This window comes from Streptomyces sp. NPDC002809, from assembly GCF_040295435.1.
GTDB lineage: Bacteria > Actinomycetota > Actinomycetes > Streptomycetales > Streptomycetaceae > Streptomyces.
The window spans coordinates 1-15,604 of sequence record NZ_JBEOVJ010000058.1 but is presented as its reverse complement, the minus strand read 5'-3'; the positions used below and the strand labels follow the sequence as shown (position 1 = coordinate 15,604).

Annotated in this window: 7 protein-coding genes; all 7 read left to right on the top strand. The window is 70.8% G+C overall.

Going from position 1 to position 15,604, the window contains the following annotated elements; genetic code table 11:
* Nucleotides 1-42 precede the first annotated feature (42 nt).
* Nucleotides 43-396, top strand: a complete 354-nt coding sequence (locus tag ABT025_RS27775; RefSeq protein ID WP_003967428.1) for an STAS domain-containing protein — start codon at nucleotides 43-45, stop codon at nucleotides 394-396.
* Nucleotides 397-840: 444 nt separating this feature from the next.
* The gene (locus ABT025_RS27770) at nucleotides 841-1,314 is read left to right on the top strand and encodes an ATP-binding protein (protein WP_351000024.1); all 474 of its coding nucleotides are present in this window, start codon (nucleotides 841-843) and stop codon (nucleotides 1,312-1,314) included.
* Between the two features lie 611 nt (nucleotides 1,315-1,925).
* Entirely contained in the window at nucleotides 1,926-4,370 is a 2,445-nt protein-coding gene (locus ABT025_RS27765) for a sodium-translocating pyrophosphatase (protein WP_351000022.1), read from the top strand.
* Nucleotides 4,371-4,649: 279 nt separating this feature from the next.
* The gene (locus ABT025_RS27760) at nucleotides 4,650-5,264 is read left to right on the top strand and encodes a small secreted protein (RefSeq protein WP_351000019.1); all 615 of its coding nucleotides are present in this window, start codon (nucleotides 4,650-4,652) and stop codon (nucleotides 5,262-5,264) included.
* Nucleotides 5,265-5,420: 156 nt separating this feature from the next.
* Nucleotides 5,421-6,956, top strand: a complete 1,536-nt coding sequence (locus ABT025_RS27755) for a DUF7059 domain-containing protein (RefSeq protein WP_502972038.1) — start codon at nucleotides 5,421-5,423, stop codon at nucleotides 6,954-6,956.
* Nucleotides 6,957-8,652: 1,696 nt separating this feature from the next.
* Nucleotides 8,653-11,517 carry a type I DNA topoisomerase gene (gene topA / locus ABT025_RS27750; RefSeq protein ID WP_351000015.1) on the top strand — a complete coding sequence of 955 codons (2,865 nt, stop codon included), beginning with the start codon at nucleotides 8,653-8,655 and terminating at the stop codon, nucleotides 11,515-11,517.
* Nucleotides 11,518-12,025: 508 nt separating this feature from the next.
* Nucleotides 12,026-15,310, top strand: coding sequence for a dTMP kinase (gene tmk, locus ABT025_RS27745; protein ID WP_351000013.1), 3,285 nt, complete (start codon nucleotides 12,026-12,028; stop codon nucleotides 15,308-15,310).
* Nucleotides 15,311-15,604 lie beyond the last annotated feature (294 nt).

Sequence of the window (15,604 nt, the reverse complement as noted above, 5' to 3'; positions counted from 1 at the left end):
GACCGAGGGGCGACCGCTCGATAGCAAGGTGCTGGAGGATCCGTGGACCTGTCCTTGTCGACTCGCAATGTGTCCGGCCCTGGTGGCGACCGTACGGTCGTCGAGGTCGGTGGCGAGATTGATGTGTATACCGCGCCCAAGCTGCGCGAGCAGTTGGTCGAGTTGGTGAATGACGGCAGCTACCACTTGGTTGTCGACATGGAAGGTGTCGACTTCCTCGACTCCACCGGCCTCGGCGTGCTCGTGGGCGGTTTGAAGCGTGTTCGGGCCCATGAGGGCTCGTTGCGACTGGTGTGCAACCAGGAGCGCATTCTCAAGATTTTCCGGATCACCGGTCTGACCAAGGTGTTCCCGATCCACACCACGGTCGATGAGGCCGTGGCGGCAACCGACTGACGTCCCGCCCGCGGTCGGGCCGGCCCTGAGGCCGGTCCGGCGGTGGTCGGTGCGACGGCGGTCCGCACCGGGACAGCCGAGGCGACGGCAGCCGTTCATCGGCGGCCGGTGCTTTCGGCGACTGGTGTTCGGCGTGCTTCCGTCACCCGTTCGGCGGTCTGCGGCTGACTTCATCTGTCGGCGGCCGGTCGCCGGGCGACGTCGGGGCACCGGTTCGGCGGTTGTCGAACAGGTGTCGGATGGTCGCCGGATGGACGGTTGCCGGACGGCGGTTGCGCGTCGCTTGTCGGCCGGATGGCCAGATGGCCGGGGCGTCGCCGGTCGGCGGATCGCCCTATCGGCGGATCGTCCGATCGGCCGGCTGTTTTCGCAGGCAGAGTCAGGAGTTCCGGGCCGCACGTCCGGCTCCTGCGGATGCACATACGTACGTTCGAGGGGGATCGCATGGCCACCGTTGAACTCCGCTTCAGCGCCCAGCCCGAACACGTCAGAACGGCCCGCCTCGTGGCGGCTGCTGTGGCGCGCCGGGCCGGAGTCGATGAGGCAGTGCTCGACGAGGTCAGACTCGCCGTGGGCGAGGCCTGCAGCCGCGCGGTCGGGCTGCACCGCAGCCACGGCATCACCGCGCCTGTCACGGTCGTCCTGATCGAGGAGGAGAAGTCCTTCTCCATCGAGGTCGGTGACGAGGTGCCCGGCCCGGGTGCCGACGGGTCCGTGCCCGGCGGCGTTTCCGGACGCCGCGACGCCGCGCCCGGCGTGGGACCGGACGAGCCGGAGCCGGACGCCGAGGGCGACGGCGAGGACGAGATGGGCCTCGCGGTCATCAGTGGTCTGGTCGACGACGTCGAGGTCAGGTCCGGTGCGGACGGCGGAGTGATCCGTATGAGTTGGCCGAAGACGCCGGCCGTCGCGTTGTGAGTTGGCCGAAGACGCCGGCCGTCGCGTTGTGAGTTGGCCGAAGACGCCGGCCGTCGCGTTGTGAGTTGGTCGAAGACGCCGTGAGTCGCGTCGTGAGTCGGTGGCAGACGTCGGCCGTCGGCCATGCCGTCATGTCTTGAGCCGGTGGCAGACGCCGACCGCCGTGTGAGCCGGCTGTAGACGCCGACTGTCGTGCTGTTGGTCGGCCGAGGACGCCGCGCACCGTGTTTCCGGTCGGCGGCAGAGGTCGGACACCGACCGGAGGCGGCCGAGGACCCGGCCACCGTGTTCTGATCCGGCTGAAGACGTCGGTTGCCCGCTCCTTCCTGAGGCGGCGCGGTCCCGGGGGCGTTCGATCACCCCGACGGCGCAGTCGGCCAAGCCTGATCCGGATTCCGAGGCCCTGCTGAGCAGGGCCTTTTTCGGTTCCGCCCGGTCCGTGATCTCAGGGAAATGCGTCTGCCCCATTACTGCATTCGGTCCAGGCGCAGAACTCGATCAATTGCCGTTCGGTGGATGAAGGTCAATTACATTTACCGCGCACTGTTTTGATCGTGTTCCTCTCCCTACAATCCGTCCACGTCTTGAGCGCTGAGCGTCAAGGAGGACGTATGGCGGGGTTCGGCACCACACCACTGGCAGAACTGTCGCAGTTTTCCGCACTTTCCGACCCACCCACCACTCTGGCGGCCGCGGTACTCACCGATGACAACCGCGTCATCGTGATCGTCGTCGCGGTCGTCGCTGTCGCCGCACTGGTCGTCGCCCAGCTGCTGGTACGCCAGGTTCTGGCGGCCGGCGAGGGAACCGAGCGCATGAAGGAGATCGCGGCTGCGGTCCAGGAGGGCGCGAATGCCTATCTGGCCCGGCAGTTGCGTACCGTCGGCGTATTCGCCGTCGTGGTCTTCTTCCTGCTTCTGCTGCTTCCGGCCGACAACTGGTCGCAGCGTGCGGGCCGTTCGCTGTTCTTCCTCGTGGGTGCGATCTTCTCTGCAGCCACCGGATACATCGGCATGCGGCTGGCCGTACGGAGCAATGTCCGGGTGGCGGCCGCCGCGCGTGAGGCGACCCCCGCGGAAGGCGAACCGGAAAAGGATCTCACCGCGGTTTCGCACAAAGCAATGAAGATCGCTTTCCGTACGGGCGGCGTGGTCGGCATGATCACCGTGGGGCTCGGGCTCCTCGGCGCCTCCTGCGTGGTGCTCGTCTACGCCGCCGACGCGCCCAAGGTGCTGGAGGGCTTCGGGCTCGGTGCGGCGCTGATCGCGATGTTCATGAGGGTCGGCGGAGGCATCTTCACCAAGGCCGCCGACGTAGGTGCCGACCTGGTCGGCAAGGTGGAACAGGGCATCCCCGAGGACGACCCCCGCAACGCCGCGACCATCGCCGACAACGTGGGCGACAACGTCGGGGACTGCGCGGGGATGGCCGCCGACCTCTTCGAGTCGTACGCCGTCACGCTGGTCGCCGCGCTCATCCTCGGCAAGGCCGCCTTCGGCGACTCCGGGCTGGCCTTCCCCCTGATCGTGCCGGCGATCGGTGTGGTCACCGCGATGATCGGGATCTTCGCGGTCGCCCCGCGACGCACCGACCGAAGCGGGATGACCGCCATCAACCGCGGATTCTTCATCTCCGCCGTCATCTCGCTCGTCCTGGTGGCCGTCGCGGTCTTCGTCTACCTGCCGTCCTCGTACGCGGAACTGGACGGGGTCACCGACGCGGCCATCACCTCGCACGGTGGGGACCCACGGGTCTTCGCGCTGGTCGCCGTCGCCATCGGCATCGTGCTGGCGGCCCTGATCCAACAGCTGACCGGCTACTTCACCGAGACCACCCGGCGACCCGTCAGGGACATCGGCAAGTCCTCTCTGACCGGACCGGCCACCGTCGTGCTCGCCGGTATCTCCATCGGCCTGGAGTCGGCCGTCTACACCGCGCTGCTGATCGGGCTCGGCGTCTACGGGGCGTTCCTGCTCGGTGGTACGTCGATCATGCTGGCGCTCTTCGCCGTGGCGCTGGCCGGTACGGGGCTCCTCACCACGGTCGGCGTCATCGTCGCCATGGACACCTTCGGCCCGGTCTCCGACAACGCGCAGGGCATCGCCGAGATGTCCGGCGACGTCACCGGCGCCGGCGCGCAGGTCCTCACCGACCTGGACGCCGTGGGCAACACCACCAAGGCCATCACCAAGGGCATCGCCATCGCCACGGCGGTCCTGGCGGCAGCGGCGCTCTTCGGCTCCTACCGTGACGCGATCGCCACCGCGGTCGACGACGTGGGCGCCTCGGCCGGGGAGATGGGGCTGAGCCTGGACATCTCGCAGCCCAACAACCTGGTCGGTCTGATCCTCGGTGCCGCGGTGGTATTCCTCTTCTCCGGACTGGCCATCAACGCGGTGTCGCGGTCCGCGGGCGCCGTCGTCTACGAGGTGCGGCGGCAGTTCCGCGAGCACCCCGGGATCATGGACTACACGGAGAAGCCGGAGTACGGACGCGTCGTCGACATCTGCACCAAGGACGCGCTGCGCGAGCTGGCCACCCCCGGTCTGCTGGCGGTGCTGGCGCCGATCGCGGTCGGCTTCACCTTCGGTGTCGGCGCACTCGGCTCGTACCTGGCGGGCGCCATCGGCACCGGAACGCTGATGGCCGTCTTCCTCGCCAACTCCGGCGGTGCGTGGGACAACGCCAAGAAACTCGTCGAGGACGGTCACTACGGTGGCAAGGGAAGCGACGCCCATGCCGCGACCGTCATCGGTGACACGGTCGGCGATCCGTTCAAGGACACGGCCGGGCCGGCGATCAACCCCCTGCTCAAGGTGATGAACCTGGTCGCGCTGCTCATCGCACCGGCGGTGGTGCAGTTCAGCTACGGCGAGGACGCGAGCGCAGGGGTGCGAGCGGTGGTGGCGGTACTGGCCGTCGCGGTCATCGTCGGCGCGGTCTACGTGTCCAAACGGCGAGGGATCGCGGTGGGGGACGAGGGTGACTCCGGCGGCGAGGACGGCGGCGGCGGGGAGGGCAGCGCCAGGCCGGCCGACCCGGCGGCCGCTCAGTAGGCCGGGATCCGGAACGCGTACGTCCTCACCGGGCGACGCCTGATCAGGGCACGGGCGGGCGAGGCATCCTGATGCCACGTCCGCCCGTCAGTGTCTCCGTACGAGTGGTGGATCGTGCAGGTGTTCTTGCGCTCGGGGGCCGTGCGGGTGAGTTGTATCTCCCTCATTTCCCTTGGTGCAAATGGCTGCAAAAGGCCATCGACCGGACGCCCAGCACCCGGATGGGGGGCATCCGGCGTGTAAGTTCCGGGGCCGAGAGCCTTGGAAGGGACCAATCCGGTGAACAAGAAGCTTGCGGCCGCGCTGTCCGGCGGTGCGGTACTGGTACTTACGCTGTCGGGCTGCAGCGACGACAGCGACAACAAGGTGAACGACTGGGCCAAGAAGGTCTGTGACCAGGTCCAGCCCCAGCTGCAGAAGATCGCGAACGCCAACGCCTCCATCCAGCAGCAGACTGCCGACAACAGCAAGCCCGCCGACGTCCAGAAGACCGACTCGGCTGCCTTCCAGCAGATCTCGCAGGCGTACAAGGCGCTGGGCGCGGCCGTCGAGTCGGCAGGTCCGCCGCCGGTCGACGACGGCGAGACCACGCAGAAGGAGGCCGTGAAGGAGCTCAACGCCTCCTCCGTGGCCTACGCGGATCTGCAGAAGCAGGTCGATGACCTGGACACGAAGGACCAGGCGAAGTTCGCCGACGGCCTCAAGGGCATCGCGGACGAGCTGAACAAGATCAGCACCAATGGTGACCAGGCGCTGAAGAAGCTCCAGTCCGGCGAGGTCGGTACCGCGATGGCCAAGCAGACGGGCTGCCAGAAGCCGAAGCCCTCGACGTCGCCATCGGCCGGCTCCTCGAAGAAGGCGACGCCGTCCAAGGAGGCGTCCGCCTCCGCCTGAGGGCTGCCCGCAAGGAGTCGTCACCGGGCAAGCTCCCGGCCGAGGCGGCGGCACCCTCTTCGAGCAGTTGTACGCCCGCCACCGGTGGTCGTACGAGCGGCCCGGCGCCCCTGGTGGGCTGCCGGGCCGCTGCCGTTGTCAGTGGGAGCCGTCACAATGGGTCATGTGAGTAAGACCAGCCTTCCCGCAGCAGACCACGCGACCCGGCTCCGCGAAGCCCTGCTCGCCGCCGCCTTCACCGCCGACGGGCTCCTCGACCTGCTCGGCGCACCCGCCTATGCCGCACTCGCCCGCAGCGAAACGGTCCCGGCGCTGCGGGCCACCCGGGGTGACGCGCCGCTCGACACGCTCGTGCGCCTCTTCCTGCTCCAGCGCCCCGTACCCGCCGGGCGGGCAGCCGCCGTGCTGCCGCTGAAGGAGTGCGTGGCGGACGGCTGGCTCACCGAGGCGGACGGCGAGGTGCGGGCGACGGTCGACGTGCGGCCGTACAGCGGGCCGGAGGACGAGGACTGGTTCATCGTCTCCGATCTGGGCTGCGCGGTCGGCGGCGCGGGCGGCATCGGTTCGCACGAGGAGGGAGTCGTCCTCGGAATCGGCGGGGCCTCCACCACCCTCGCCGGGATCACCGTCCGCAGGCCCGTCGGCTCCGCCCTGGACGTCGGTACGGGCTCCGGCATCCAGGCGCTGCACGCCTCGCAGCACGCCACCCGGGTCACCGCCACCGATCTCAACCCACGCGCCCTCGACTTCACCCGGCTCACCCTCGCCCTGTCCGGCGCCGGTCCGGCCGATCTTCGCGAGGGGTCCCTGTACGAGCCCGTCGGCACGGAGACGTTCGACCTCATCGTCTCCAACCCGCCCTTCGTCATCTCGCCCGGCGCCCGTCTCACCTACCGCGACGGCGGCATGGCGGGCGACGACCTGTGCCGGACCCTGGTGCAGCAGACCGGCGACCGGCTCAACGAGGGTGGCTACGCCCACTTCCTGGCCAACTGGCAGCACACCGAGGACGAGGAGTGGCAGGACAGGCTGCGGTCCTGGGTGCCGCGGGGCTGTGACGCCTGGATCATCCAGCGCGAGGTGCAGGACGTCACGCAGTACGCCGAGCTTTGGCTGCGCGACAGCGGCGACCACCGCACGGCCCCCGCGGAGTACGCCGCGCGGTACGACGCCTGGCTGGACGAGTTCGAGGCCCACGGAGTGAAGGGCGTCGGCTTCGGCTGGATCACGCTGCGGAAGTCCGCCGCGGCCGCCGCCGGGGAGCCCTCGATCGTGATCGAGGAGTGGCCGCACCCGGTGGAACAGCCGCTGGGACCGGCCGTCGAGGCGCACTTCGCCCGCCAGGACTACCTGCGGGAGCAGGACGACGCGGGGTTGCTGGCCGCGCACTTCACCCTCGCCGCCGAGGTCGTGCAGGAGCAGGTGGGGCTGCCGGGTGCCGAGGATCCCGAGCACGTGGTGCTGCGTCAGAACCGCGGCATGCGACGCGCCACGAAGGTCGACGCGGTCGGTGCCGGATTCGCGGGCGTGTGCGACGGATCGCTGCCCGCCGGCCGGATCCTGGACGCGATCGCCCAGTTGATGAACGAGGACCCGGTGCTGTTGCGCGACCGCACCCCGCAGGCCATCCGGCTGCTGGTCGAGGAGGGCTTCCTGGAGCCCCTGCCTCCGGCCGGGCCGATGGCCGGATGATCGGTATCGAGCCCGACGAGGGGCGCCCGGCGTGACCCGGATCGCCATCAGCCCGCTGCGGGGCCTGTTCTGCAGCGGGCGACGGCCATGGCGCACCGCGCCGCACCGCGCCGCTTCGGCGCACCGGACCGTCTCGGCAGACGGGGACGGGCACGGCTGCCGGTGAACGGCCGCGTGCGTCCGGCCGTTTGCCGGGACGCCTTCTCCGCCTGCCCGAAGATCGTGATGCAGGCGTCCTCCAGGGTGGGTTCGAGTGTGACGACCTGTCCGACCCGCACTCCGTCGAGCGCTGCGGGCACCTGCGTGTGTGCAACTCTGCGCGGTGTTCTGTCCGCACGTTGACGGCTTGTCCGCTGCCACGGTCCGGCGGGCGTCCGGGCCTTGGCCGCCGGCGCGTGTTCGCCGGGCAGGGTCTGCCGGCCCGGGCCCGCCGGCCAGGGGCCGGATGATGCGGTCGAGGGTGTTCCTCGCCCCGCTCCGTACGCTTCGGTCTCCGGGATGCCGCGCTCCTGGCCCGGCTGCCATGGCGTGACTGCCGTCCCGGCCCTGTGGCTGAGCCGTCGGAATCGGGCTCCGTTCTGGTTCGGCCACGCTCTGCCGTATGTACTGAACAGCCTCTTCATCAGGGTCTTCACGCCACCTGTGGCCTGCCCGCTGCTCGGGCTTCGGATTCCGGTTGGGGTGGTGCCCGGGCCGCACCGGTCCGGCTGCGGCTGCCGCAGCCGCAGCGGCAGGGTGCCTCGACTTCGGCCTGGTGCCGGGAGTGCTCGGTCCGTGGTTCATGAAGTCTTCCTCGCATCCTGGAAATTTCGAATGCGGCCGGTTCCCGACTTCTGCCCCTGACCGGCGCGAACGTGCCGAGGGAGAACGTGCCGAGGGTGAACGTGCCGAGGGTGAACGTGCCGGAACGGATGCGGGCCGGCGGGGACGTGCTGCCGATGGCTCACGTGGCCGAAGCTGCGGGTGAGTTGTCGGCGGCATGGGTCTCGACGGCCGGGGCATCGCCGCGGAGCCCGTGACGGGCGGCGTACGTCCTGGGCGCCGTCGTACTGCTGACGTACCGCTGACGGTGTTCGAGCACGGCAAAAGGCGGCGCGCGACCCTCGACGTGATGTGAATTCGGCCATGGTTGCCGTGCCTGCGCGCTGACCCTGTCCACACCCGGGCTCGGCTGTTCACCCGGCGTTCGTGTCGGCGACGTTCCGCGGTGGGAGTCTCCCCCGGAAACCGGGCGGCACCGCACGGGCCGACCGTGCCGGGCCGCGCCGGGGGACAGGGAGGCGTACGGATATGGAGAGCGGACCTGCTGTCTGCGCCGGAACGGTGTTCGCACTGTTCGGCGTACTTTTCCTCGTCCTCGGGGTGTGGTGCCTCACTCGTATCTGAACCCGCTCCGGCTCCGGCCGCCCGCGTCGGCCCGGGAACACGCCCGGGCTGCCCGCTCCCGCGCCCGGCACCCGCAGGGCGGCCGCAGCGCCGTCGAAACCCACAGGCAGTGGCCTTGCGCATGGCCGACCGAACGGGCCGGGCGGCAGGAATGGCGGAAGTCGGGTTACCGTTCGAGTGGCCGTTGCGGGCTTTTGCCGTTTGACACGGGGGCGGGTTGTACCGTCACACTCCGCAGCGACAGCACTGTCGGCAGCGCCATCGCGCTGCCCTGATGCCCACCGAGCGTCGACCGGAGAGAAGAGCGAAGTTGTCCCCGACCAGCGAGACCGCACAGGGCGGCCGCCGACTCGTCATCGTCGAGTCGCCTGCCAAGGCGAAGACGATCAAGGGCTATCTCGGCCCTGGATACGTCGTCGAAGCGAGCGTCGGGCACATCCGCGACCTCCCGAACGGCGCCGCCGAGGTGCCGGACGAGTACACCGGCGAGGTACGCCGTCTCGGCGTCGACGTCGAGAACGACTTCCAGCCGATCTATGTCGTCAATGCCGACAAGAAGGCGCAGGTCAGGAAGCTCAAGCAGCTTCTCGCGGAGTCCGACGAACTCTTCCTCGCCACCGATGAGGACCGCGAGGGCGAAGCCATCGCGTGGCACCTGCAGGAAGTGCTCAAGCCCAAGGTTCCCGTCCACCGGATGGTCTTCCACGAGATCACCAAGGACGCGATCCGGGCCGCCGTCGCCAACCCGCGCGAGCTCAACCAGCGCATGGTCGACGCCCAGGAGACCCGCCGTATCCTCGACCGCCTCTACGGCTACGAGGTCTCGCCGGTCCTGTGGAAGAAGGTCATGCCGCGGCTGTCGGCGGGCCGCGTCCAGTCCGTCGCCACCCGCCTCGTCGTCGAGCGGGAGCGCGAGCGCATCGCCTTCCGTTCCGCCGAGTACTGGGACCTGACCGGCACCTTCGCCACCGGCCGCACCGGTGACGCCTCCGACCCCTCGACGCTCACCGCCCGCCTCAGCGCGGTCGACGGGCGCCGCATCGCCCAGGGCCGCGACTTCGGTCCGGACGGGCAGCTCAAGTCCGCCTCCGGCCAGACGCTGCACCTGGACGAGACGAACGCCCGCGCCCTGGCCGCCGCGCTCGCCGAATCCACGTTCGCCGTGCGATCCGTCGAGTCGAAGCCGTACCGCCGCTCCCCGTACGCCCCCTTCCGTACGACGACCCTCCAGCAGGAGGCGAGCCGGAAGCTGGGCTTCGGGGCCAAGGCCACCATGCAGGTCGCACAGAAGCTGTACGAGAACGGCTTCATCACCTACATGCGTACCGACTCCACGACCCTCTCGGAGACCGCGATCACCGCGGCCCGGGCCCAGGTCACGCAGTTGTACGGGGCGAATTACCTGCCGGACAAGCCCCGCACTTACGCGGGCAAGGTCAAGAACGCGCAGGAGGCGCACGAGGCGATCCGCCCCTCCGGGGACCGTTTCCGCACCCCGGCCGAGACCGGCCTCACCGGCGACCAGTTCCGGCTCTACGAGCTGATCTGGAAGCGGACCGTCGCCTCGCAGATGAAGGACGCGGTCGGCAACTCCGTCACCGTCAAGATCGGCGGCCGGGCGAGCGACGGCCGGGACGCCGAGTTCTCCGCGTCCGGCAAGACGATCACCTTCCACGGCTTCATGAAGGCGTACGTCGAAGGCGCCGACGACCCGAACGCCGAGCTCGACGACCGCGAGCGCCGGCTGCCGCAGGTCGCCGAGGGCGACGCGCTGTCCGCCGACGAGGTCACTGTCGACGGTCACGCGACCAAGCCGCCGGCCCGCTACACCGAGGCCTCGCTGGTCAAGGAGCTCGAAGAGCGCGAGATCGGCCGCCCGTCGACGTACGCCTCGATCATCGGAACGATCCTCGACCGCGGCTACGTCTTCAAGAAGGGCACGGCGCTCGTCCCGTCGTTCCTGTCGTTCGCCGTGGTCAACCTGCTGGAGAAGCACTTCGGCCGGCTCGTCGACTACGACTTCACGGCCCGCATGGAGGACGACCTCGACCGCATCGCGCGGGGCGAGGCCCAGTCCGTGCCCTGGCTGAAGCGGTTCTACTTCGGTGCGCAGGACGGTGACGCGGCCGGTGCCGGGAAGGCCTCCGACGCGGGCAACGGCGACGGCGACCACCTCGGCGGGCTCAAGGAGCTCGTCACCGACCTCGGTGCGATCGACGCCCGGGAGATCTCCTCGTTCCCCGTCGGCAACGACATCAAGCTCCGCGTCGGCCGCTACGGCCCGTACATCGAGCGCGGCGAGAAGGACTCCGAGGGCCACCAGCGCGCGGACGTCCCCGAGGACCTGGCCCCCGACGAGCTGTCCGTCGAGTACGCGGAGGAGCTGCTGGCCAAGCCCAGCGGCGACTTCGAGCTCGGTGCGGACCCGGTGAGCGGGAACCAGATCATCGCCAAGGACGGGCGCTACGGCCCGTACGTCACCGAGGTGCTGCCCGAGGGGACACCGAAGACCGGCAAGAACGCGGTGAAGCCGCGGACGGCTTCGCTGTTCAAGTCGATGTCGCTGGACACGGTGACGCTGGCCGACGCGCTCAAGCTGATGTCGCTGCCGCGTGTGGTCGGCGAGGATGCCGAAGGCGTCGAGATCACCGCGCAGAACGGCCGCTACGGCCCGTACCTGAAGAAGGGCACGGACTCGCGGTCCCTCACCTCCGAGGACCAGCTCTTCGACATCACGCTCGAAGAGGCCCTCGCCATCTACGCCCAGCCGAAGCAGCGCGGGCGGGCCGCCGCCAAGCCGCCGCTGAAGGAACTGGGCACGGACCCGGTGAGCGGTGCTCCGGTCGTCGTCAAGGACGGTCGCTTCGGCGCGTACGTCACCGACGGTGAGACGAACGCGACGCTGCGGACCGACGACAGCGTCGAGGAGATCACGCCGGAGCGCGGCTACGAGCTGCTCGCCGAGAAGCGTGCCAAGGGGCCCGCCAAGAAGAAGACGGCGAAGAAGGCTCCGGCAAAGAAGGCGCCGGCGAAGAAGGCGACCGCGGCGAAGAAGACGGCGACGGCCGCGAAGAAGACGACTGCGGCGAAGAAGACTGCGGCCAAGAAGACGACGGGCGCCGCGAAGAAGACCGCGGCGAAGAAGACGGCGTCTGCGGAGTCTTCGGAGGACTGACCTTCCGGGGCCCCGGGCGGGTTCCTGAACGCCGGGCGGGCTGGACGTGTGTCCAGACCGCCCGGCGTTGCTGCGTTCCGGGGCCGGTGCGGGGCGTGCCCGGCTGGGTGCGGGTGGGCGCCTGCGGCGGGCCTTGTCCCCTACCCGGTCCTTCCCGTGACCGGGGCTCCGCCCCGGAGCCCGCTCCTCAAACGCCGGAGGGGCTGGAGGTACGCAGGGAGGGCTTGGAATGCACCCCGGAGAGGCTGCGGTGAAGAGGGGCTGAGGGGCTGCGGGGCTGGGCGGTACCCCGGAGGGGTTGGGGGAGACGGTCGGGGAGGCTTGCCGTGAGAGGTCCCGAGGGGCTGGGCGGGCGTTCGGACGCGCTGAGGGGGATCTGCGGAGGCGCTGGTGGGAGAGGTCCTGAGGGGTGGGAACCGTTCCGGGCGGCGGCGCGGATCGGTGGGTCTGCGGTCGTATGTTCGGACGCGGGCCCCGGGTACCGGTCCGCTCCCGATAGGCTGGGCGGATGACGCGAGCCGAGCAGCCAACGGTCGTGAGCCCCACCTCCGACACACTTGCCGCAGACTCACGCGAGCGCGCCGTACGAGCCCTGTTGCGTGTTCCCCCGCTGAAGCGGTTGTGGAGCGCCCAGCTCGTCGGCAGTACCGGCGATGCACTCGCCCTTCTCGTGCTGGTGTTGCTGTCGCTGCAAGCGGCGGTCCTTGAGGGCTCATTCGGATCCGGATACCGCGGGGCGGCCTTCGCCGTCGCTGCCGTCTTCGGGGCCCGGATTATTTCCACCCTGCTCTTCGGAGCCGTACTCCTGGGTCCGTTGACGACCCTGACGGCCCCAGGAGGGCCGCTCGACCGGCGGTGGCTGATGATCGGCGCCGACGGGCTGCGGCTCGCGCTGCTGGTCGTCGCCCCGCTGTGGATCGACTGGGTGCCCGACAAGGCCCTCATGATGATCCTGATCACCGTCTTCGTCACCGGTGCGGGTGAACGTCTGTGGACGATCGCGAAGGACGGGGCGGCGCCCGCGCTGCTGCCCGCCCCGCCGATCGAGGGCGCCGCGGTGCGCCCGCTGCCGGACCACCTCGACACCCTGCGTCGGCTCTCCCTGCGTACGGACTTCGCGGCCGTTCCGGCCGCCGCGGCCGTTCTGCTGGTCGCTACGCTCATCGGCAATCTGCTGGGCTCGGGCCTGGAGTGGTTCTCCTTCCACCAGGCGGCCCTCGGCTCGTACGTCGCGGCCGGGCTGTTCTCCGCCTCCATCTCCACCCTGTACTTCCTGGAGCTGCCCGGTTCGCCGACGCCCCGTCCGCGCTCGCCCCTGGAGGGGCTGCGCCGGCCGTCCGCCGGCAGTGGACCCGACAAGGGCCGCACCGGCGCCGTCCCGCTGATCGTCGCGACCTGTGCCGCGGTCGCCGGAGCGATCGCGGCCGCGGCCGCCGTCGCCGTACTGCACGCCGCCGACCTCGGCGGCGGACCCGTCACCTTCGCCCTGCTGATCCTCGCCCTGACCGGCAGTACGGGCGTCGGCATCCGCACCGCGCAGAAGGTGCTGCCGGCCCTGTCGCGCCGGCGGCTGCTCTCCCTGGCCACCGCCGTCACCGGAGTCGCCCTGCTGACGATGGGCCTGGTGCCGGACACGGCGACCGTTGTCCTCGTCGCCGTGCTCGCCGGATACGCGGCAGGTGTCGCAGCGAACACCGGCCACGTGCTCGTCGACCAGGAGACCGAGGAGTTCTGCCGTGCCCGGACCACCGAGCACCTCCAGGCCGTCGTCCGGGTCCTGATCGCGCTCGGCGCGGTCGGCGGCCCGCTGGTGGCCGCCACCATCGGCACCCACCGGCTGACCGCGGGCGACTTCGTCTTCGCGCACGGCGGCGCCGCCTTCACCCTGATGCTGATCGGCGCACTGCTGCTGCCGGTGGCCGCGATCGTCCTCGCCAAGACGGACGACCGCGCCGGAGTGCCGCTCCGCCGCGATCTGCGCGAGGCGCTGCGCGGCGGTGACCCGGCGGTCGCCCCCGCCGCGACCGGTTTCTTCCTCGCCCTGGAGGGCGGTGACGGAGCGGGCAAGTCCACCCAGGTCGAGGCGCTCGCCGAGTGGATCCGTGCCAAGGGCCACGAGGTCGTCGTCACCCGTGAGCCGGGCGCGACCCCCGTCGGCAAGCGGCTGCGCTCGATCCTGCTCGACGTGTCGTCGGCCGGCCTCTCCAACCGCGCCGAGGCGCTGTTGTACGCCGCCGACCGCGCCGAGCACGTCGACTCGGTCGTGCGTCCGGCGCTGGAGCGGGGCGCGATCGTCATCTCCGACCGCTACATCGACTCGTCCGTCGCCTACCAGGGTGCGGGCCGCGATCTCGCGCCGACCGAGATCGCCCGGATCTCGCGCTGGGCGACGAGCGGGCTCGTCCCGCACCTGACGGTGCTCCTGGACGTCGACCCGCAGACCGCGAGGGAACGGTTCACCGAGGCGCCCGACCGGCTGGAGTCCGAGCCGCCCGAGTTCCACGCCCGGGTCCGGTCCGGCTTCCTGACGCTGGCCGCCGCCGATCCGACGCGCTACCTGGTGGTGGACGCCGGCCAGGAACCTGAGGCGATCACCACGGTCGTACGTCACCGGCTCGACCAGCTCCTTCCGCTCTCCGAGGCCGAGATCAAGGCCCGGGAAGCGGCGCGCAAGGCCGCCGAGGAGGAGGCCAGGCGCCTCGCCGAGGAGGAAGCCGCGCGCAAGGCGGAGGAGGAGCGCCTGGAGCGTGAGCGACAGGAGCAGCTCGCCAAGCTCCGTGCCGAGGAGGAGGAGCGCAAGCGCCTCGAGGAGGAGGAAGCGCGCCGTCGCGAGGCCGAACGCCAGGCGGAAGAGGCCAGGCAGCGTGCCGAGGAGGCCCGCCGGGTCGCCGAGGAGGAGCGCGCCCGGGTCGAGGCCGAGGACGCGGCCCGCGAGGCCGAGCAGGCGCGGCTGCGCCGCCAGGCCGAGGAAGAGGCGCGGCTCCGCCAGGAGGCCGAGGCCCGGCGCCTGGAGAAGCAGCGCAAGGCGGAGGAGTCACTGCTCCGCGCCGAGGCTGCGCGCCGCCAGGCCGAGGCCGATGCGGCCGCGGCAGCGGAGAGCGCCCGTGCGCAGGCGGCCGCCGCCCAGGCGGAAGCCGATGCCGAGGCGGCTGCGGCAGCGAGGGCTGCGCGTGCCGCCGGGCAGTCCGGGACATCCGATCGGTCCGATCGGTCCGTTTCGGACAGTGAGCTGACGGTGCCGACCCCGATCGTCAACCCGAACGAGATCACGCAGCCGGTGCCCTCCCCGGTGGACCCGCAGTCAGGGTCCGGGCGGCCCCGCAGCGCGTCGCAGTCCGCGCCCTGGCCTTCCGACGAGGCCGAGACGGCGATGATCCCGAAGGTCTCCGACACGTCCGGACATCCGGGTGCGGCGGACGAGACGGCGGTGCTTCCGCCGGTACGGGATACAGGTAGGGACACGGCACGGGACAGCGGACGGAACGCCGGACGCGACGCCGACCCCGCGGACCGGGTGCCGCGCGGCATCTTCCGGGACGAGCGCCCGTCGCCCTCCGTACCGGAGGGCGAGAACGAGCGCACCCGCGAGCTGCCGCAGATCACCGACCCGCACGCGAGCCAGCACGCGGACCGGGATCAGCAGGAGCAGGCACCCCGGTCGCGCCGCCCCCGCCCCGACTGGGCGGAGGAGACCCCGCTGGACGATCTGCCCACCTTGGCGGACGAACTGCTCGGCGACCACGACGACGAGGGTCCCGCGCCCAAGGGCCGGGGACGCCGCCCGCGCCGCTGACCGGGTACGCCGATGGTCCCGCGCGAACAGGTGCGGGACCATCGGCGTTCCGGCGCGGTCAACAGGGCCGGCTGCCGACGCGGTCGACGGGCCGGCAGCCGGGGGCCGTTCGTCCGGCTGCCGGGATTGTCAGACCCGTCCCCCACAATGGGAAGCCGGATCGACGAAGGCCACGGCGACAGCCGTGACGAGAGCCACACAGGGCCGCCTCATGGTGGGCACCGCTGCGCTCGCCGCCGTCGTCGCGTTCGCCGGCTCCCTGCTGTTCTCCGGGCCGCCCCGGGTGAAGACGGC